Annotated in this window: 19 protein-coding genes; 10 read left to right on the top strand and 9 right to left on the bottom strand. The window is 60.5% G+C overall.

Translation table 11 applies throughout. From position 1 onward, the window contains the following. Positions 1 to 144: 144 nt before the first annotated feature. Positions 145 to 576: an Lrp/AsnC family transcriptional regulator gene (locus AC1DU8_RS09680; protein WP_457280771.1), complete on the bottom strand. Its 432-nt coding sequence runs from the start codon at positions 574 to 576 to the stop codon at positions 145 to 147. A 169-nt stretch (positions 577 to 745) separates the two neighbouring features. Here AC1DU8_RS09680 and AC1DU8_RS09675 point away from each other — a divergent pair, with 169 nt between their 5' ends. Together AC1DU8_RS09675 and AC1DU8_RS09670 are read left to right on the top strand one after the other, a co-directional pair. Beyond that, positions 746 to 1,843 carry a saccharopine dehydrogenase family protein gene (locus tag AC1DU8_RS09675; protein WP_477665953.1) on the top strand — a complete coding sequence of 366 codons (1,098 nt, stop codon included), beginning with the start codon at positions 746 to 748 and terminating at the stop codon, positions 1,841 to 1,843. A gap of 740 nt (positions 1,844 to 2,583) precedes the next feature. Next, entirely contained in the window at positions 2,584 to 2,979 is a 396-nt protein-coding gene (locus tag AC1DU8_RS09670; protein WP_457280769.1) for a hypothetical protein, read from the top strand. 15 nt (positions 2,980 to 2,994) lie between these two features. On the opposite strand, the gene sbcB is transcribed toward AC1DU8_RS09670, so the two are convergent. From sbcB to icd, 5 genes are all read right to left on the bottom strand, one after another. Next, positions 2,995 to 4,461 carry an exodeoxyribonuclease I gene (gene sbcB / locus AC1DU8_RS09665; protein WP_477726680.1) on the bottom strand — a complete coding sequence of 489 codons (1,467 nt, stop codon included), beginning with the start codon at positions 4,459 to 4,461 and terminating at the stop codon, positions 2,995 to 2,997. 20 nt (positions 4,462 to 4,481) lie between these two features. Next, entirely contained in the window at positions 4,482 to 5,939 is a 1,458-nt protein-coding gene (gene cls, locus AC1DU8_RS09660; RefSeq protein ID WP_457280767.1) for a cardiolipin synthase, read from the bottom strand. Positions 5,940 to 6,063: 124 nt separating this feature from the next. Further along, on the bottom strand, positions 6,064 to 8,400 hold the full coding sequence (clpA, locus tag AC1DU8_RS09655; RefSeq protein WP_457280766.1) for an ATP-dependent Clp protease ATP-binding subunit ClpA: 2,337 nt from the start codon (positions 8,398 to 8,400) through the stop codon (positions 6,064 to 6,066). A gap of 69 nt (positions 8,401 to 8,469) precedes the next feature. After that, positions 8,470 to 8,847, bottom strand: coding sequence for an ATP-dependent Clp protease adapter ClpS (gene clpS / locus AC1DU8_RS09650; RefSeq protein WP_457280765.1), 378 nt, complete (start codon positions 8,845 to 8,847; stop codon positions 8,470 to 8,472). A 162-nt stretch (positions 8,848 to 9,009) separates the two neighbouring features. Beyond that, entirely contained in the window at positions 9,010 to 10,269 is a 1,260-nt protein-coding gene (icd, locus tag AC1DU8_RS09645) for an NADP-dependent isocitrate dehydrogenase (RefSeq protein ID WP_477726679.1), read from the bottom strand. Positions 10,270 to 10,468: 199 nt separating this feature from the next. On the opposite strand from icd, the gene AC1DU8_RS09640 reads away from it, so the two are divergent. Both AC1DU8_RS09640 and AC1DU8_RS09635 read left to right on the top strand, forming a co-directional pair. Next, positions 10,469 to 10,774, top strand: a complete 306-nt coding sequence (locus tag AC1DU8_RS09640) for a hypothetical protein (protein WP_457280763.1) — start codon at positions 10,469 to 10,471, stop codon at positions 10,772 to 10,774. Between the two features lie 151 nt (positions 10,775 to 10,925). Beyond that, entirely contained in the window at positions 10,926 to 11,363 is a 438-nt protein-coding gene (locus tag AC1DU8_RS09635; protein WP_477666040.1) for a DUF192 domain-containing protein, read from the top strand. 66 nt (positions 11,364 to 11,429) lie between these two features. On the opposite strand, the gene AC1DU8_RS09630 is transcribed toward AC1DU8_RS09635, so the two are convergent. Then, complete coding sequence (locus AC1DU8_RS09630) at positions 11,430 to 12,011, bottom strand: Fe-Mn family superoxide dismutase (RefSeq protein ID WP_431096247.1); 582 nt, start codon at positions 12,009 to 12,011, stop codon at positions 11,430 to 11,432. Between the two features lie 54 nt (positions 12,012 to 12,065). After that, entirely contained in the window at positions 12,066 to 13,385 is a 1,320-nt protein-coding gene (gene xseA / locus AC1DU8_RS09625; protein ID WP_477690130.1) for an exodeoxyribonuclease VII large subunit, read from the bottom strand. Between the two features lie 340 nt (positions 13,386 to 13,725). Here xseA and AC1DU8_RS09620 point away from each other — a divergent pair, with 340 nt between their 5' ends. The 6 genes from AC1DU8_RS09620 (at position 13,726) to adk (ending at position 17,684) form a co-directional block, all read left to right on the top strand. Further along, a complete protein-coding gene (locus tag AC1DU8_RS09620) occupies positions 13,726 to 14,364 on the top strand; it encodes a MotA/TolQ/ExbB proton channel family protein (RefSeq protein ID WP_457280990.1) in 639 nt (212 codons plus the stop codon). After that, complete coding sequence (locus tag AC1DU8_RS09615) at positions 14,361 to 14,789, top strand: ExbD/TolR family protein (RefSeq protein ID WP_457280760.1); 429 nt, start codon at positions 14,361 to 14,363, stop codon at positions 14,787 to 14,789. The genes AC1DU8_RS09620 and AC1DU8_RS09615 overlap by 4 nt, the downstream gene beginning before the upstream one ends. A gap of 22 nt (positions 14,790 to 14,811) precedes the next feature. Then, positions 14,812 to 15,882, top strand: a complete 1,071-nt coding sequence (gene lpxK, locus AC1DU8_RS09610) for a tetraacyldisaccharide 4'-kinase (protein WP_477690129.1) — start codon at positions 14,812 to 14,814, stop codon at positions 15,880 to 15,882. Beyond that, positions 15,863 to 16,045: a Trm112 family protein gene (locus tag AC1DU8_RS09605; protein ID WP_122956562.1), complete on the top strand. Its 183-nt coding sequence runs from the start codon at positions 15,863 to 15,865 to the stop codon at positions 16,043 to 16,045. Before lpxK ends, AC1DU8_RS09605 begins: the two co-directional genes overlap by 20 nt. A 37-nt stretch (positions 16,046 to 16,082) precedes the next feature. After that, positions 16,083 to 16,841, top strand: a complete 759-nt coding sequence (kdsB, locus tag AC1DU8_RS09600; RefSeq protein ID WP_477690128.1) for a 3-deoxy-manno-octulosonate cytidylyltransferase — start codon at positions 16,083 to 16,085, stop codon at positions 16,839 to 16,841. 186 nt (positions 16,842 to 17,027) lie between these two features. Beyond that, a complete protein-coding gene (gene adk, locus AC1DU8_RS09595; RefSeq protein WP_477648743.1) occupies positions 17,028 to 17,684 on the top strand; it encodes an adenylate kinase in 657 nt (218 codons plus the stop codon). Between the two features lie 96 nt (positions 17,685 to 17,780). On the opposite strand, the gene AC1DU8_RS09590 is transcribed toward adk, so the two are convergent. Further along, complete coding sequence (locus tag AC1DU8_RS09590) at positions 17,781 to 18,737, bottom strand: asparaginase (RefSeq protein ID WP_477665947.1); 957 nt, start codon at positions 18,735 to 18,737, stop codon at positions 17,781 to 17,783. Positions 18,738 to 18,745: the final 8 nt, after the last annotated feature.

Here is an 18,745-nt window from a genome sequence, read left to right as displayed (position 1 = left end):
AAGCCATTTTTGAGTCCGGAAGCATCATTTTTTTGGAAGAAAAATGGCCTTTCACCAATTACAACGGGCGCGAGCCGCTATTAAATGTATAGCAATCGGCTGGCGGCAGGAGCGCCACGTTCAAGGGGCGCCAGCAGCAAGATGTCAGCGCTGAATGCGCGTAGACAGCACCACTGATGTATTGGTGCGCTCGACCCCGTCGAGCAGGCCGATGCCATCGATCAGCGCATCGAGCCGCTCAATCGAGCCGGCCTGCACGATGGCGATCATGTCGAACGTGCCGCTGACGGAGAGCAGTGAGCGGACCTCCGGAATCTTGCGTAGCGCCGCCTCCACCGGGCCCGACAGCTTGGGGCCGACGGTGAGCATCACGTGGGCGGCTACCTGCGACTGCTCATACGCGTCGCCGGTGCGCACGCCGTAGCCGGTGATGACCTTGTCGCGCTCCAGCCGCTCCATGCGGGCCTGCACCGCGGTGCGCGACAAACCCACCTTGCGGGCGAGCAAAGCCACCGGGCAGCGCGCGTTTTCACGCAATTCGCTGAGCAGTATCTGGTCTATGGCGTCGAGATTCATGTGCCGGGCGTGACTATGGTTAAAGCAGGGTAGGCAAATAGATGGTAGATGCCTTCTATTTCACTAAATTATGACTTCTATTTGTATAAATTGATACTACCAACCGCCGGTGCTGCGCTCCACAATCAGTCAACGCCCTTCACCTGGAGGGGCCCATCAAGGAGCGGATATGAAAAAGATCATGGTCGTAGGCGCAGGCAAAATCGGCTCAACCATTGCCGCCCTGCTGGGCTCCAGCCAGGACTACGCGGTGACGGTGGTGGACGCATCGCAGGCCGCACTTGCAGGTATCAAGGCCGGCGCCGGGGTTCAATTGAAGGTGCTGGACGTCACCGACCCTGTCGCCCTGCGCGCAGCGCTTGAAGGGCAGTTTGCGGTGCTCAGCGCGGCGCCGTTCCACCTCACCACATCGATTGCCGAAGCTGCCGTGGCAGCCGGTGTGCACTACCTGGACCTGACCGAAGACGTGGCCAGCACGCGGCGCGTGCGGGAGCTGGCCGGCACCGCGCGCTCAGCGCTGATCCCGCAATGCGGCCTGGCGCCGGGCTTTGTGTCTATCGTGGCGGCCGACCTGTGCCGGCGTTTTGACAGCCTGCACAGCGTGCGCATGCGCGTAGGCGCCCTGCCCCAGTTCCCGTCGAACGCGCTGAACTACAACCTGACCTGGAGCACCGACGGCGTCATCAACGAGTACTGCGAACCCTGCGAAGCCATTGTGGAAGGCGTGCTGCGCCAGGTGCCGCCGCTGGCTGAGCATGAGGAGTTTTCGCTCGACGGCGTGACGTACGAGGCCTTCAATACCTCAGGCGGCCTGGGCACCCTGTGCGAGACGCTGCAGGGCAAGGTCACCAACCTCAACTACAAGACCATCCGCTATCCCGGCCACGCGGCCATCATGAAGGCGTTGCTCAACGACCTGCGCCTGCGCGACCGCCGCGGTGTACTGAAAGACATACTGGAAAACGCCCTGCCCACAACGATGCAGGACGTGGTCATCGTGTTCGTCACCGTGAGCGGCCAGCGCGAAGGCCGGCTGATGCAGGAGACCTACGCCCACAAGGTATACAGCCACGTGGTCGGGGGCGTGCTGCGCAGTGCGATCCAGATCACCACGGCGGCTGGTATTTGCACGGTGCTGGATTTGCTGGCTAACGGGCGTTTGCCTGCGCAGGGGTTTGTGCGGCAGGAGGATATTGCTTTGGGGGATTTTTTGGGGAACCGGTTTGGTGGGGCTTATGCGCCTTTGGTGGAGCGGGCTGCGGCTTGAGGGTTGATTTTTTGAAAAATAGGCGTTGCGGTTAATGGGGACGAGCGCGAGCAGCTATTGAATTGATAGCAGTCTTCTTTTGAGGTTGTTGTTGGTTTGATGCGGCGCGCTCTTTGGTGAGGGTTGCTGGCCGGGGGTTGCCCGGCATGCAACTCACTTTCTTTTGCTTCGCCAAAAGAAAGTAAGCAAAGAAAAGGCGACCCTGGTTCCTGCGTCCCTTCGCTTCGCTGCGGGCAACCTGCGGTGCTCGGTCCAGCCGGGGTCAAAAACAACTCGCTTCGCTCAAACAAGTTTTTGCCCTGATCCGTCTGGCCCTGTGCTCCTCGGCGCATCCACAAGGGGTTGGGGAAGGAATACCTAACAGCCGAATACCGGAAGAAACAAGGACTCGCCATGGCGAGTCCTTGTCGGTATTGGAGCTGGCATTTGTCTTCGGTTCCCGCACCCGATTGCCCCTTCCCTTCTGTCTGCGCCGAGGAGCGCAGGTTCAGGCGGATCAGGGATCGCGATTGTCTGAGCGAAGCGAGTTCGAGCGAGACCCCGCCTGAACCGAGCACCGCAGGTTGCCCCGTAGCGAAGCGAAGGGGTCGCAGACAGCAGGGTCGCCTTTTCTTTGGTGACTTTCTTTTGGCGAAGCAAAAGAAAGTTACTTGCCGCCGGGCAACCCCCGGCCAGCCGCCCTCAGCATCTATGATCTGCGTGAAACACGCCACCGTGGTTGAACATCAATTCCACACGCCATGAATATTTCACACACCGTCTGCCGGATTTTCTTTTCGGCAGCAATAACGGCTTTGTCTGCAGGGTGCTATGCCCAGTCAATGCTGTCTGAGGTTTCTCAAAAAAACCTTGAAGCCAATGTGGAACTGTTCGCCAAGTCCTATTACCTCGGCACCGGCGCTGGCCACTTTGTCACCAGCGTAAGCCCGGTCGATACCGAAAATGCTGTGGCGGTCGTCGGTGAGGTCGGAGATTTCGGGCGAGATCCCAATGCCTATACGGTTTATCTCAAACTCATCCAGCAAAAATGGCGAGTTGTCAGAATCGAGTTTGTGTACCGCGATACTGGCAAGAAGACTTCACAACAGGTATTGCCACCTTTTCCCTATCCCGGCTGGAGAAAAGACGCGCCTTGAGCCCGGTTGTGCGCCTCAGTCCTCAGGCGCAATCATCTCCGCATACTCATAAAGCGCCTCAAGCACCGCCTGCCCCTTCTCATCTGCCGTCTCCGCCAACACATCAATCTCGGCAAACAGCGCATCCACATTGCGTGCCCCGCCCTCACCCTCCAGCAGGCGCGCAGCGCGATGCGCTTCCCAGCGTTCGGCGTCTTCGGGCGACAGGGTTTCGGCAAAGTTGCGCGCCCGGTAGCGAAACACCAGCTCCCCCAAGCGTTCGTCGTCAAAGCCGATGCGGGCATGGGCCAGCTCGGCGGGGGGCAAGGCGCGCAGCTGGTTCAGGCGGCGCCTGTCGGTGTTGTTGATGAAGCCGCCGTACAGGTCTTCGTCAACATCCGGCGTGGGTTCTTTGGGCCGCTGGAACACTTCGGGCCAGATGGCGCTCATGTCGGGCAGGCCGGCGGCTTTTTCGGCGTTGGCCAGGGCTGCGGGGATGTCTACATTCCATTTGGCCGCCATCTCCGGCGACAGCGTGGCGAGCTTGCGCACGACCATGGGTGACTTGTTCAGGTGAACCGATTTGATGGGCAGGCGCAGCACGCCTTCGGGCAGCTCGGCCGATTTGCTGAAGAGGCGTTGCCGCAGCGTGGCAACGTCGAGCAAAGGCAGCTCACTTGGGTCTTGCGACAGGTCCCAGGCCAGCAGCTCGTTCTTGTTCGTCGGATGCGTTGCCAGCGGCCACATGACGGCCAGGCAGCCGCGCTCTGGCGGGAACATGCCCGAGACGTGCAAAAACGGCTGGGCCGTTTGCGGGCTGGTCGGCAGGCCCAGCTCCGCGGCCACACGGTCTTTTTTGTGCAGGCCCAGGCAAAAGTCGAAAAGCTTGGGTTGCGCCTTGCGGATCAGGCGGGCCAGCGCGATGGTGGCGCGCACGTCAGACAGGGCGTCGTGCGCCGACTCGTGCAGCAGGCCGTTGGCACGCGCCAGGTCTTCGAGCTTGAAGCTGGGGCGGACGGCGCTGGCGTCGTCCGGCCTGCGTTCGTCGGGCTTGAGCGGCCAGGTGATGCCCTCGGGCCGCAGCGCATAGGCCATGCGCACGACATCGAGCAGATCCCAGCGGCCGCAGTCGTTTTGCCATTCGCGCGCATAGGGGTCAATGAGGTTGCGCCAGAACATGTAGCGCGTGACTTCGTCGTCGAAGCGGATGGTGTTGTAGCCCACGCCGATCGTGCCCGGCTCGGCCAGAACGGCTTCGATCTGCGCGGCGAATTCGTGCTCGGCCACGCCACGCTCCATGCACAACTGGGGGGTAATGCCGGTGAGCAGGCAGGACTCTGGATTGGGCAGGTAGTCGTTGGCCGGCTTGCAATAAATCATCAGCGGCTCGCCGATTTCGTTGAGCTCGGCGTCGGTGCGAATGCCGGCGAACTGCGCGGGCCGGTCGCGGCGCGGGTTGATGCCGAAGGTTTCGTAGTCGTGCCAGAGGAAGGTGTGGGGCATGAAGAACTCGAAGTAGGTAATTAGAGCAAGGGTGAAAACAGCCGCGCCGTGGCGTCGAGCAGGCGCATCAAAAAGTTCTGGGGGCGATGTGCGCGCACGGGCGCGGCGCTGAGCAGGTCGGTTTCAAACTGCGCAGCGAGCGGCCCTGCCAGCGCGGGGCCGTAGACCACGGCCATCACTTCGAAGTTGAGGCGAAAGCTGCGGTTGTCGAAATTGGCGGTGCCGACCATGGCACAGCTGTCGTCGACGACCAGTGTTTTGGAGTGCAGCATGCGGGCCTTGTACTCCCAGACCTTGACGCCAGCGGCGATCAGTTCGTCGAAGTAGGAGCGCGCCGCGGCGCTGACGACAAAGCTGTCGCTGCGGCGCGGCACCAGCAGGCGCACGTCGACGCCGCGCAGTGCAGCGCTGGTTAGAGCCATCAGCGCGGGCTCCCCTGGCACGAAGTAAGGCGTGGTCAACCAGGCGCGCTGGGTGGAGGCATTGATGGCGGCCAGGTGCATGCGGTGAATCGGCTCCAGCATGTTGTCCGGCCCGCTGGTCACTACCTGCACCGGGATGTCGCCGGCTTCTTCGTCGGGCACCAGGAGGGGCAGCAGGTGCGGAAGGGTCCCGTCCGTGTCGGCTATCGATTCGCCGGTGGCATAGGTCCAGTCTTCCAGGAAGGTGGTCTGCAGCCACCGCACCGCGCTGCCTTCAATGCGCAGGTGCACATCATGGTAGGCATCGGCGCGGGTGCGCCGGTCTTCTTCATCGGTGATGTTGACGCCGCCCGTGAAGCCGACACGGCCGTCGCAGACGACAATCTTGCGGTGGGTGCGGTAGTTGGTCACCGGGCGCAGGCGGCGGCCTATGCGGGTATCGTGAAAGAATGCAACCTCGACGCCGGCGGCCTCCAGCGGTGCCAGAAACCGGCTCCCAAGCCGCTTGGAGCCGAGCGCATCGACCAGCAGCCGCACCTTGACGCCCTGCTCGGCCCTTTCGGCCAGCAAGTCGCGCAGGGCAGTGCCGATGCGGTCGGGTTCAAAAATATAGTACTCGAGGTGCACATGATGGCGGGCGTCGCGGATCGCCTGGAAGATGCTGTCGAAGGTATGCGCCCCGCCTGAAAGCAGCTGGACGCCTGTGGCACTGGACACCGGAAGGCCGCAGGCGGCGGTTCCCAGGGCGGTCATCTGCCGCAGCGCCGGAGGTGCTCTTTCGGCCACGCCCTGCAACTGGGCCAGATCGGCATCGCCACGCGCACCGGCGCGGCTGCGCAGCCGCTTGAGGCGCTGCTTTTTGAGGCGCTGGGGACCGAGGAAGTAGTAAATCACGAAGCCGGCAAACGGCAGCAGGGCCAGCGACAGGATCCAGCTCATGGTGGAGACCGGCGCGCGCTTTTGCATCACGATCCAGACCGACAGCACTGCAATGTAGGCACTCCAGACCAGGGAGAGGCCGGTTTTCCATTCTGAGCTGAGTTCGGGAAGGGTCAAAGCGGGGTGTCTCTGGGGTTGGGGCGCGGGCGAAATGAAAAAAGGCCGATAGCGTGATGCTAGCGGCCTTTTTTGGGTGCGCGGAAACTATCCGCGCCGCTGGATCGGCTCGATCAGCGAATGGTCAGTTGGTTTCTGCCGCTTCGGCTTCCGGCTTGGCTTTACCTTCCTTCTTCGGCAGCGGCTGGATGTCGAGCTGGACTTCTCCGGTCTCAACGCCCTTCTCGTCCGTCGTGACCTTCATGTCCACCGTCAGGCGGCCACCGTCGGTCAGCCGGCCAAACAGCAGCTCGTCGGCCAGCGCACGGCGGATCGTGTCCTGGATCAGGCGCTGCATCGGGCGGGCGCCCATCAGCGGATCAAAGCCCTTCTTGCCGAGGTACTTGCGCAGCGTATCGGTGAAGGTGACTTCCACCTTCTTCTCGGCCAGTTGCGTTTCGAGCTGCAGCAGGAATTTGTCGACCACGCGCAGGATGACGGTTTCGTCCAGCGCCTTGAAGCTGACAGTCGCGTCCAGGCGGTTGCGGAACTCGGGCGTAAACAGGCGCTTGATGTCGGCCATCTCGTCGCCGGACTCGCGCGGGTTGGTAAAGCCAATGGTCGCCTTGTTCATCGTCTCGGCACCGGCGTTGGTGGTCATGACGATGATGACGTTGCGGAAATCGGCCTTGCGCCCGTTGTTGTCCGTCAGCGTGCCGTGGTCCATGACCTGCAGCAACACGTTGAAGATGTCCGGGTGCGCCTTTTCGATCTCGTCAAGCAGCAGCACGGCGTGCGGCTTCTTCGTGATGGCCTCAGTCAGCAAGCCACCCTGGTCAAAACCGACGTAACCCGGAGGCGCGCCAATCAGGCGGCTCACGGCATGGCGTTCCATGTACTCGGACATGTCGAAGCGGATCAACTCGATGCCCATGATGTAGGCCAGTTGCTTGGCAGCTTCCGTCTTGCCGACGCCAGTGGGGCCGGAGAACAGGAAGGAGCCGATCGGCTTGTCGTCCTTGCCCAGGCCGGAGCGCGCCATCTTGACGGCAGAGGCCAGCACTTCAAGGGCCTTGTCCTGGCCGAAGACCACGCTTTTCAGGTCCCGCTCGAGCGTCTGCAGCTTGCCGCGGTCGTCGTTGGAGACATTGGCGGGCGGGATGCGGGCGATCTTGGCCACGATCTCTTCGACCTCGGCCTTGGTGATGATCTTCTTGCGCTTGGACGCAGGCAGGATGCGCTGGGCAGCGCCGGCTTCATCGATCACGTCAATGGCTTTGTCGGGCAGATGGCGATCGTTGATGTACTTGGCGCTGAGCTCGGCGGCAGCCTGCAGGGCAGCCACGGCGTACTTGACGCTGTGGTGCTCTTCAAAGCGCGACTTCAGGCCCTTGAGGATGTCGACCGTTTCCTGCACGGTCGGCTCGACCACATCGACCTTCTGGAAGCGGCGCGACAGGGCCGCATCTTTTTCGAAGATACCGCGGTATTCGGTGAAGGTGGTCGCGCCGATGCACTTGAGCTGGCCGCTGGACAGCGCCGGCTTGAGCAGGTTGGACGCATCCAGCGTACCGCCCGAGGCCGCACCGGCACCGATCAGGGTGTGGATTTCGTCGATGAACAGGATGCCGTTGGGCTTGTCCTTCAATGCCTTGAGCACGCCCTTCAGGCGTTGTTCGAAGTCACCGCGGTACTTGGTGCCGGCCAGCAATGCGCCCATATCGAGCGAGTACACATTGGCTTCGGCCAGGATCTCGGGTACGTCTTTTTGCGTGATGCGCCAGGCCAGGCCCTCGGCAATCGCGGTTTTACCCACACCGGCCTCACCGACCAGCAGCGGGTTGTTCTTGCGGCGGCGGCAGAGAATCTGAATGACGCGCTCGACTTCATACTGGCGGCCGATCAGCGGATCGATCTTGCCGTCCTTGGCGAGCTGGTTCAGGTTGACGGTGAATTGTTCAAGCGGTGAGGCTTTTTCGTTCTTCTCGCCGCCCTCTTCGTTCTCGGCGGCGCTCTCGCCGGCCTTGGCTGGCTCGGGTGGATCGCTCTTCTTGATGCCGTGCGCGATGAAATTCACCACGTCCAGGCGGGTCACGCCCTGCTGGTGGAGGTAATACACGGCGTGGGAGTCTTTTTCACCAAAAATGGCGACCAGCACATTGGCGCCGGTGACTTCCTTCTTGCCATTGCCGGTGGACTGCACGTGCATGATGGCGCGCTGGATCACGCGCTGGAAGCCCAGCGTGGGCTGCGTGTCGACATCGTCGGTGCCGGCGACCTGCGGGGTGTTGTCCTTGATGAAATTGGCCAACGACTTGCGCAAGTCGTCCACATTGGCTGAGCAGGCGCGCAATACCTCGGCTGCACTGGGGTTGTCCAGCAAGGCAAGCAAGAGATGCTCAACGGTGATGAACTCGTGGCGCTGCTGACGCGCCTCGACAAACGCCATGTGCAAGCTGACTTCTAGTTCCTGGGCAATCATTGATCTTCCTTTCGGCTTGCTTGGGTTAACTCTACTGACTTATGAAGGGAATATTGGCCGGATTTACGATTATTCAATGGGCTCACTGACACACTGCAGCGGATGGCCGTTTTTCCGGGCAGCTTCGGTGACCTGGTCCACCTTGGTCGCCGCTACGTCCCTGGAAAACACGCCACAGACACCTTTGCCGTCCAGATGGATCTTCAGCATGATCTGCGTGGCGGTGTCATGGTCCTTGTTGAAAAACTCCTGGATCACCACCACCACGAACTCCATGGGGGTGTAGTCGTCGTTGAGCAGGACCACCTGGTACATCTGCGGGGGCTTGGTCTTTTGCGGCCGGCGCTCCAATACGACCGACTCTCCCCCATTGCCGTTATCGGGCTTGATAGCCGGGACTGGGGGCTGCACCGGAGAGTTAGGGGATTTTGGAGACTTGGTTGCCATGGAATTCATTCTAGCCACCGATGTAGTCCAGTGCGCCTGATAGGGAAATTGGTGGCGGGAACGCGACATTCAAGCGTGATTTTTTTCCTTTTCCGTGGCCAAGAAAAAAACCGCCGCGGGATTGCTCCCGGGCGGTTCTCGGAAAAACCGGCTGAGCCAGCTTTACATGTGGTCGATCATGACCTGGCCAAAGCCGGAGCAGCTGACCTGGGTTGCGCCTTCCATGAGGCGGGCGAAGTCATAAGTGACCTTCTTGGAGTCGATGGATTTTTCCATCGAGCTGATGATCAGGTCGGCAGCCTTGGTCCAACCCATGTGGCGCAGCATCATTTCGGCCGAGAGGATCTCGGAGCCGGGGTTCACGTAGTCTTTGCCAGCATACTTGGGCGCAGTACCGTGGGTGGCTTCAAACATGGCGACGGTGTCGCTCAGGTTGGCGCCGGGGGCGATGCCGATGCCGCCGACCTGGGCAGCCAGCGCGTCGGACACGTAGTCGCCGTTCAGGTTCAGGGTGGCGATCACGCTGTATTCAGCGGGACGCAGCAGGATCTGCTGCAGGAAAGCATCGGCGATGCTGTCCTTGACGGTGATTTCCTTGCCGGTCTTGGGGTTCTTGAACTTCATCCATGGGCCGCCGTCAATTTCCACGGCGCCGAATTCCTTCTTGGCCAGGGCATAAGCCCAGTCACGGAAGCCGCCTTCGGTGAACTTCATGATGTTGCCCTTGTGCACGATGGTCACGCTGGGCTTGTCGTTGTCGATGGCGTACTGGATGGCCTTGCGCACCAGGCGCTCGGTGCCTTCGCTGGAAACCGGCTTGATGCCGATGCCGGAGGTGTTCGGGAAGCGAATCTTCTTGACGCCCATCTCGTCCTGCAGGAACTTGATGAGTTTTTTGGCCTTGTCGCTGCCGGACTCGAACTCGATACCGGCGTAGATGTCTTCCGAGTTTTCGCGGAAGATGACCATGTGGGTCTTTTCAGGCTCTTTGACGGGCGAAGGAACGCCCTTGAAATACTGGATGGGGCGCAGGCAGACGTAAAGATCCAGCTCCTGGCGCAACGCCACGTTCAGGCTGCGGATGCCGCCGCCCACAGGGGTCGTCAGCGGACCCTTGATCGACACGACGTAGTCACGAACAGCGTGCAGGGTTTCTTCTGGCAGCCAGACGTCCGGGCCATAGACCTTGGTGGACTTTTCACCGGCAAACACTTCCATCCAGTGGATCTTTTTCTTGCCGCCGTAGGCTTTGGCAATAGCAGCATCAACCACTTTCAGCATCACCGGCGTAATGTCTGCGCCGGTGCCGTCGCCTTCAATGAACGGAATGATGGGTTCGTCAGGTACGTTCAACGAGTTGTCGGCATTGACAGTGATTTTTTGGCCTTGGGAAGGCACCTTGATGTGCTGATACATGAACAAAAGTCTCCGGTAAGCGCAAGGCGTCCAAGGGCACGCCACGCAACAGTTAGGTAAAAACCCCTAAATTCTAGCCGTAAAACCGTACAGCAAAAGAATTTGGGGGCATCGTGTCAACGGCTTTGGAACCGGCCTCGTTACGGTAGGGCCTCCGAGAAGTTCGGGGTATTTTTTCCAATAACGTTATCAAAGGAAATTCCAAATGAACAAAATCCTCGCTGCTTTGATCGCTGGCCTCTTCGCTGCTGGTGCTTTCGCACAAGCTTCCGCTCCTGCGGCTACCCCAGCCAAGCCAGCTGTTGCCGCAACGCCAGCCGCTCCTGCTGCAAAAGCAGAAGCCAAAGCTGAAGCAAAGCCAGCCAAAATGACCAAAGAAGAAAAAGCTGCTGCCAAGGCCGCAAAGAAAGAAAAAGCTGCTGCTGACAAGAAAGCAAAAGCTGAAGCCGCTGCAGCCAAGAAAGCCGAAGCTGCTGCCGCCAAAAAAGCAAAAGCTGAAGCCAAGAAGTAATTCCTGGTGACTTCGGTCAAAATGCCCGCCGCGTGCGGGCATTTTTTATGCGCGTCGTTTATGCTGGCCGATCAACTTCATGCGTGGTGACTCTATGTTTTTCGAACCCGGTACTGTCTTTTTTCGTGGGGCGTTCAAGGGCCTCACCCAGATGCTGGCTGTTGCCGCCTTGTTCGTGCCCCTGGGTGCTTCGGCGCAGGACGGCCCCCAGATGAATTTACAGCGCGTCAAGCTGTCGGCCGGCATGCACCTGATTGAGGCACAGGTGGCCCTCACGCCGGAACAGCGGCAAATCGGCCTGATGTTCCGCAAGGAAATGCCGCAACAGGAAGGCATGATTTTTATCTTCGAGCAGCCAGCCCAGCAGTGCTTCTGGATGAAAAACACCTTGCTGCCACTGACCGCCGCCTTTGTGGCGGATGACGGCACCATCGTGAACCTCGCCGACATGAAACCTCAAACCACAGACCCACACTGCTCTGCCCAACCCGTGCGCTTTGTCCTGGAAATGAACAAGGGCTGGTTTGCGCGAAAACGCATCAAGGCCGGCAGCAAACTGGGCGGCCCGATTTTCGAGGCGAAGCGCTGATTTCTCGCTTTTAAAACAAAAAAAGCCGACTCCTGTCGGCTTTTTTGTGGGCGAAGGCTTCTCGCCTCAGGCGAAGTTGGCCTCGGCAAAACTCCAGTTCACCAGATTGGAGAGGAAGGTTTCGACAAATTTCGGACGCAGGTTGCGGTAGTCGATGTAGTAGGCATGCTCCCAGACATCCACCGTCAGCAGGGCCTTGTCGGCGGTGGTGAGAGGGGTACCTGCCGGGCCGGTGTTGACAATATCAACCGTACCGTCGGCTTTTTTGACAAGCCACGTCCAGCCGGAACCGAAATTGCCAACGGCTGACTTGACGAAAGCCTCTTTGAACGCAGCGTAAGAGCCAAACTTGGCGTTGATGGCTGCAGCCAGCGCGCCGCCAGGTTCGCCGCCGCCGGCCGGTTTCATGCAGCTCCAGAAGAAGGTGTGGTTCCAGATCTGGGCCGCATTGTTGTACACACCGCCACTGGATTTCTTGACGATCTCTTCGAGCGTCATGGCTTCAAACTCAGTGCCTTTTTGCAGGTTGTTGAGGTTCACCACGTAAGCATTGTGGTGCTTACCATGGTGGTATTCAAAGGCTTCCTGGCTGTAATGCGGCGCCAGGGCGTCGATCGGGTACGGTAGCGGGGGGAGTTTGTGTTCCATGATTTTTTCCTCGTGGTGATGAATAAACTGCTTTTAACGATGTCATTGTAAAAACTAAATCAGCCTGCGCGCAGAAACCGTCAAATCGACCTCGCCGTCGGCAAGGGTAGCGCGTACGGGTTGCCCTATGTGTGTATTTTCCTGGCTGGTAATGGGCTGCCCATGAAGGTCGGCAAGCCAGGCATAACCGCGCTTCAGGACCAGTTTGGGATCCAGTAATTCAAGCCGCAACTGTGCGCGCTCGACGCGCTGCCGACCTCGTTGCAGGCTGCCTTGCACTTCGTGCGGAAAATCGCTGCCCAAGACCTGCAGCCTGCGCCGTTCGTGCTGCAGTGCCGAACGCGCCGCATGGCTCAGGCTCTGGCCGAGCCCGGCCAGACGGGCATGCTGCCTGGTAACCAGATGCGACGGCCGGGTGATTCGCGAAGCCGCCCAGTCCAGGCGCTGGTTGTGCGACTCCAGCTGGCGGTCTACACCGTTTTGCAGCCGCGACAGAGCCAGGTCCAGCGCACCCAGCCAGACAGCCTGGGGCTGCGCGCAGAGTTCTGCCGCGGCGGTCGGCGTGGGCGCACGCACGTCAGCGCAAAAATCAGCGATCGTGAAGTCGGTTTCATGTCCCACCCCGCTGATCACTGGCATGGGCGATTCCACCAGGGTTCGGGCGAGTTGCTCATCATTAAAAGCCCACAGGTCTTCCATGGCACCGCCGCCGCGTACCAACAGCAAGACATCCACGCGGTCCTGGGATCGCCGCTGATAGGCTTTGAGCAAAGCGGCGCGCAATTCGCCGGCTGCCTGGCTGCCCTGTACGCTGCCAGGATAGATAACCACGGGAATATGTGGCACACGGCGCTGCAAAGCACTCATGACATCGTGCAAGGCGGCGGCACCCAGCGAAGTCACCACACCAATGGCGCGGGGCAGCAAAGGCAAAGGCCTTTTACGGCCTGGGTCGAAAAGACCCTCAGCTTCAAGTCTGGCCTTGAGCAGCAGGAACTGTTCAAAAAGGTTGCCCTGGCCCGCCTGGCGCATGGACTCCACCACCAGTTGCAACTCACCGCGCGGCTCATAAACACCCAGCCGTCCCCGCAACTCCACCAATTGGCCGTCGCGCGGGGAAAAATCGAGCATCGTGGCAGCGCGGCGAAACATGGCGCAGCGAACCTGCCCCTGTTCATCCTTGAGTGAAAAATAGCAGTGGCCGCTGGCCGCACGCGAAAAACCGCTGATCTCACCCTGCACCGCGACGGGGTTAAACCGGGCTTCAAGGCTGTCTGAAATAGCCCTCAGCAAAGACCCGACGGGCCATACCCGAATGCCCGCGTCGCGCGCTCCCGCTTGCGGCTTCCCCGAAGGAGTCGATGCATCAAACACGCCTAAACCCCTTGGCAATCCGGGTGTAATACTCCACAGAGAGCCGCCCTTCAAGGCTCAACCCCCTGGTTTCCCGCGGATATCGAGATAAATTCGTGTAACTCATTGATTTTGAATAACTTAATTCTGCTCAAAATTTCATCGTTCTGTCACATGCACGATTTGGCGCGGCTTGGAGGCCGCTGTGCCTCCACTTGCTAACAAAGTTATCCACAGCTTCTGTGGGCTACGTCCGACACGCGATGACGTTGCGAACATTTAACAGATCAGGCTCGGCTGCAACGAGATGGCAGTTTCTGTAAGCCATAATCCACCACAACTTACTGCCTGGAGATGTGCATTGTTTTCGATCATACAAGCCGCAGGTTGGCCGATTTGGCCCCTGGTTGCCTGCTCTGTCTTGGCCCTTGCTCTGGTTATCGAGCGTTTTACCAGCCTAAAAATCCGAAAAATCGCCCCCGCCAAGCTGCTTGACGAAGCCATCACCGTCTCCCGCGCCTCCGTCCCCTCCCCCGATGTGGTGGCGCAACTTGAACAGAATTCGCTGCTCGGCGAAGTGCTTGCCAGCGGTTTTCGTGCGCTGAACACCAATCCACGGATCAGCGAAGATGACCTGCGTTCCACGCTGGAAGGCGCGGGACGCAAGGCGGCCCACAAGCTGGAGCGCTACCTGGCAGCCCTGGCAACCATCGCCTCTGCCGCGCCCTTACTCGGTCTGCTGGGTACCGTCATCGGCATGATCGAGATTTTCGGCTCGCAGGCAGGTGGCGGAGGTGTGAGCAATGCCGCCGGCGGCAACCCTGCCCAGTTGGCGCAAGGCATCTCGATTGCGCTCTACAACACGGCTTTCGGCCTGATGGTGGCCATTCCCTCGCTGATTTTCTGGCGCTATTTCCGGGCGCGAGTGGACGGATATCTGCTGACGATGGAGCTGGCGGCCGAGCGTTTTGTACGCCACCTCAATACCCTCAGAAAATGAACTTTCGCCCCCATCCTCATGACGAGCCGGAGATCAACCTGATCCCCTTCATCGATGTGCTGCTCGTGGTGCTGATCTTCCTGATGCTGTCCACCACCTATAGCAAGTTCACCGAACTTCAGGTCAAGCTGCCGATCGCCAACGCCGAACAACAGCGCGACTATCCCAAGGAAGTCATCGTCGCCGTGAGCAGCGACGGTCGCTACATGGTCAACAAGACTTTGGTGGAAGGCCGTGGCATCGAAGTGCTGGGAGCCGCGCTTGCCGAAGCAGCGAAAGCCGGCAAGGAAAGCGTCATCATCATCAGCGCCGATGCCAACGCCACACATCAAGCCGTCATCACCGTCATGGAGGCCGCACGCCGCCAGGGGCTGACGCAAATCACATTTGCAACGCAAAGCGCCGCAACGGCCGGGGCCAGATAGGCCGGGGCCGGTTGCCCATTCCATGCAGCCTTCGCGGCGAAATGGCAGTCATCACGTGAAACAGATTTTGCAGAATGCCTGGCACAGACGGGGTTGGCTGGCATGCCTGCTCTGGCCGCTTGCCCAGGTCTATGGCCTGGTCGTGCGGCTGCGGTGGGTGCTGTATCGCCGTCACATTCTCCGGTCCGAACATTTTGGCGTTCCGGTGGTCGTGGTCGGAAACGTCATCGCCGGCGGCGCCGGAAAAACACCGCTGGTGATTGCCCTGGTGAAACATCTGCAGGCGCAACAGGTACTGGTAGGGGTGGTGTCCCGGGGTTACGGAAGGCACGGCACCGACTGCCTGGAGGTGATCCCCGGCGCATCCCCTCGTCTCACAGGCGACGAGCCGGCCCTTATCAAGCGTGCAACGGGTGCGCCTGTTTTTGTTGCCGGCAAGCGTGTAGACGCCGTGCGTGCATTGCTTGCCGCATATCCGGGCACGGCTGTAGTCGTGTGTGACGACGGGCTGCAACACTACGCCCTGCAACGCGATATCGAGATTGCCGTGTTCGACGACCGAGGTGTGGGGAACGGTTGGCTGCTACCGGCAGGCCCGTTGCGTGAGCCCTGGCCCGCACGCGAACGGGTTGGCTTGAATTTTGTGCTGCACACCGGGCAAAAACCGGCATTTGGAGGGTTTGTTTCCAGTCGCAAACTGGGCAACGAAGCTTACTCCGGCCGGGGCGAACCGGTCGCGCTAACGAGCCTGCGGGGCCGGCCTCTGGCGGCACTTGCGGGCATAGCCAACCCTGAAGCATTTTTCGGAATGCTGAGGGAAACCGGCCTGACGCTGCAGGCCACAACGGCCCTGCCCGACCACCATGACTTCACCGATCAAGACCTGGAGGCGGAGGCGCTCAAAGGGCGTGTGGTGCTGTGCACTGAAAAAGACGCTGTCAAGCTTTTTGCCCTGCAGGGCACGTCACAAAGGGAGGTTCTGGCCGTGCCTTTGGTGTTTACGCCCGAACCAGCGTTCTTTGCCGCACTCGATGCCCGGCTGGCCCCTTTGATTTCTCCCTTACCATCAGGCCATGGACACCAAACTGCTTGAACTGCTGGTCTGCCCTGTGACCAAAGGCCCGCTCGACTACGACCGGGAAAAACAGGAACTTGTTTCCCGCAGCGCCCGCCTCGCGTACCCGGTGCGCGACGGGCTTCCCGTGCTGCTGGAAAGCGAAGCGCGGACCTTGACCGACGAAGAGCTCGGCCTGTGAACGGGTCCTTGAAAAACACAGGCAAGACCCCGAAAGCATGAGCTTCACCGTCCTCATTCCGGCCAGGCTGGCCTCTACACGCCTGCCCAACAAGCCGCTCGCCGACATCGGCGGCGCACCCATGGTCGTGCGTGTGGCGCAGCGCGCGATGCAGAGCACTGCCCTGCGCACCGTCGTCGCAACCGACAGCAACGAAATCATCGAAAAATGCGCGTCTTTCGGCATCGCCGCCGTGCTCACCCGGGAAGACCATCCCAGCGGCAGCGACCGGCTCGCGGAAGCCTGCAGCGTGCTGGGACTCGCGGACGACGACATTGTGGTGAACGTGCAAGGTGACGAGCCGCTGATTGACCCGGCCTTGATCGACGCGGTCGCACGCCTGCTCATCGAGCGCCCGGACTGCGCCATGAGCACGGCGGCGCATGCCATCCAGCAGCTGGCCGACCTGAACAACCCCAATGTGGTCAAGGTTGTGCTTGATGCGCGCCATACGGCCCTTTACTTCAGCCGCTCACCCATTCCGGCCGCGCGCGACTTTACCGGCAAGGCGTGGTGGGAGGCCGGCAGCAGCCTGCCCCGGCCACTCCGGCACGTAGGCATTTACGGCTATCGGGTGGGATTTCTGCGGGAGTTCCCGCGCCTTCCCCAGTCGCCACTCGAGCAACTGGAGTGCCTTGAGCAACTCCGGGCGCTGTGGCACGGCCATCGCATCGCCGTGCACATCACCGGCGACGTGCCTGGGCCGGGCGTTGACACGCCGGAAGACCTGGACCTCGCCCGCAAGCTGTTTTCCTGACCTGCCCTCCCCGGCATGACGCGGGCTCGTAAGTTGCTGTCAGGGGTGCATGCTATCCTTGGGAAAAACACAAGTGTGAGGCCTGCAGGGCGTGCCGGCAGCCCTCCATACCTGTCAAGCAGCCCCTGCGGAAACCGGCCGGCGGTTCGGGCTGACTTCAAGAATTCATAAAATCCGAGGACATCCATGAGACTGATTTTGTTGGGCGCGCCTGGCGCGGGCAAAGGGACGCAAGCGACCTTCATCTGCCAGAAGTACGGCATTCCCCAGATTTCCACCGGCGACATGCTTCGTGCGGCCGTCAAAGCCGGCACGCAGCTGGGCATTGAAGCCAAAAAAATCATGGACTCGGGTGCACTGGTCAGCGACGACCTGATCATCAATTTAGTCAAAGAGCGCATTGCCCAGCCCGACTGCGCCAAGGGCTTTCTGTTTGACGGCTTTCCCCGCACCATTCCGCAGGCCGACGCCATGAAGTCTGCCGGCGTCAAGCTGGATTACGTTCTTGAAATCGACGTACCATTCGACGCCATCATCGAGCGCATGAGCGGACGCCGTTCGCACCCCGCCTCAGGCCGCACCTATCACGTCAAGTTCAATCCGCCCAAGGTCGAAGGCAAAGACGATGTGACCGGCGAGCCGCTGATCCAGCGCGATGACGACAAGGAAGAAACCGTCCGCAAGCGCCTGGAGGTTTACAGCGCGCAGACCCGTCCGCTGGTTGAGTACTACTCCAGCTGGGCAAAGTCAGAGCCTGAACTGGCCCCAAAATACCGTGCCATCAGCGGCATGGGCGGTGTTGACGAGATCACCGCCCGCGCGTTCAAAGCGCTGGCGGGCTGAATCGAGCCTCCAGCGAGTCCATCTGCACCCCAAAGCCGTCAGTCTGACGGCTTTTTTCATTCCAGTTCCCGGCAGACTGAAATCGGAAGGCAGGGTTCAGCTTTGCGCCAACAGCTCGAGCATCATCGCTATTCTCGCCTTCACGGGGCTCAGCCCCTGCGAATCAGAAAACAGATCCCCGGGTGTGGGCAAGACACGACCATTGAGGCACCTTGTCGACCGGACGACCCGCACCCCCGCAGACCGCGCGCGAAGCAAGGCCGCCTCCAGCGCATGGTGCAAGGTGCCATTACCCGTGGCGGCAACTACAAGCCCCTGAACACCCTGCGCCAGCAACGCGTCCACGACCGCACCACTGGCGCCGGCATGGTTCATGACGATCTCAACGTGCGGCCACTGGACCGGAACCACGGAGTTCGCTATTATTTTAATAGCTGCTTGCGCTCGTTCTACATGGGTTTCAGGCCAATTTCGCATTAACCTGAGGAATCCTTCCTCCACATAGCCAATCGGCCCCGCATCACCAGAGTCAAAGGCGTCAACCTTGTAGGTATGCACTTTCTGCACGTCCAGCGCGCTGTGGATGGTTCCGGCGCACACCGCAACCACACCCCTCGCCCCCGCATGACGCGCCGCCGCCATGGCATCCAGCATGTTCTGGGGGCCGTCAGGCACCAGCGCCGTCGCGGGCCGCATGGCGCAGGTCAGCACCACAGGTTTATCGGGGCGGCACACCGCATGAAGGAAATATGCCGTCTCTTCCAGCGTGTCCGTTCCGTGCGTGATAACAATGCCCTGCACGTCCGGCTGGGCCAGAAAGTAATTGACCCGACTGGCCAGCTGCATCCATACCTCGAAGCTCATGTCCTTACTGTCGACCTGCGCGACCTGCTCGGTCATCAAGGGGCCGTACCTTGCCAAGGACGGGACCGCCACGACCAGCTGCTCAACGCCCACCTGGGCGGCGGTATAGCCGATGTTGTCCGACGCACTCGCAGCCTGCCCGGCAATCGTGCCGCCAGTGCCCAGAATCACAATATTTTGAGGATACATAAAACGTA

The organism is Polaromonas sp. P3_A5 (assembly GCF_056403055.1).
This window is presented reverse-complemented; position numbering and strand designations above follow the sequence as displayed.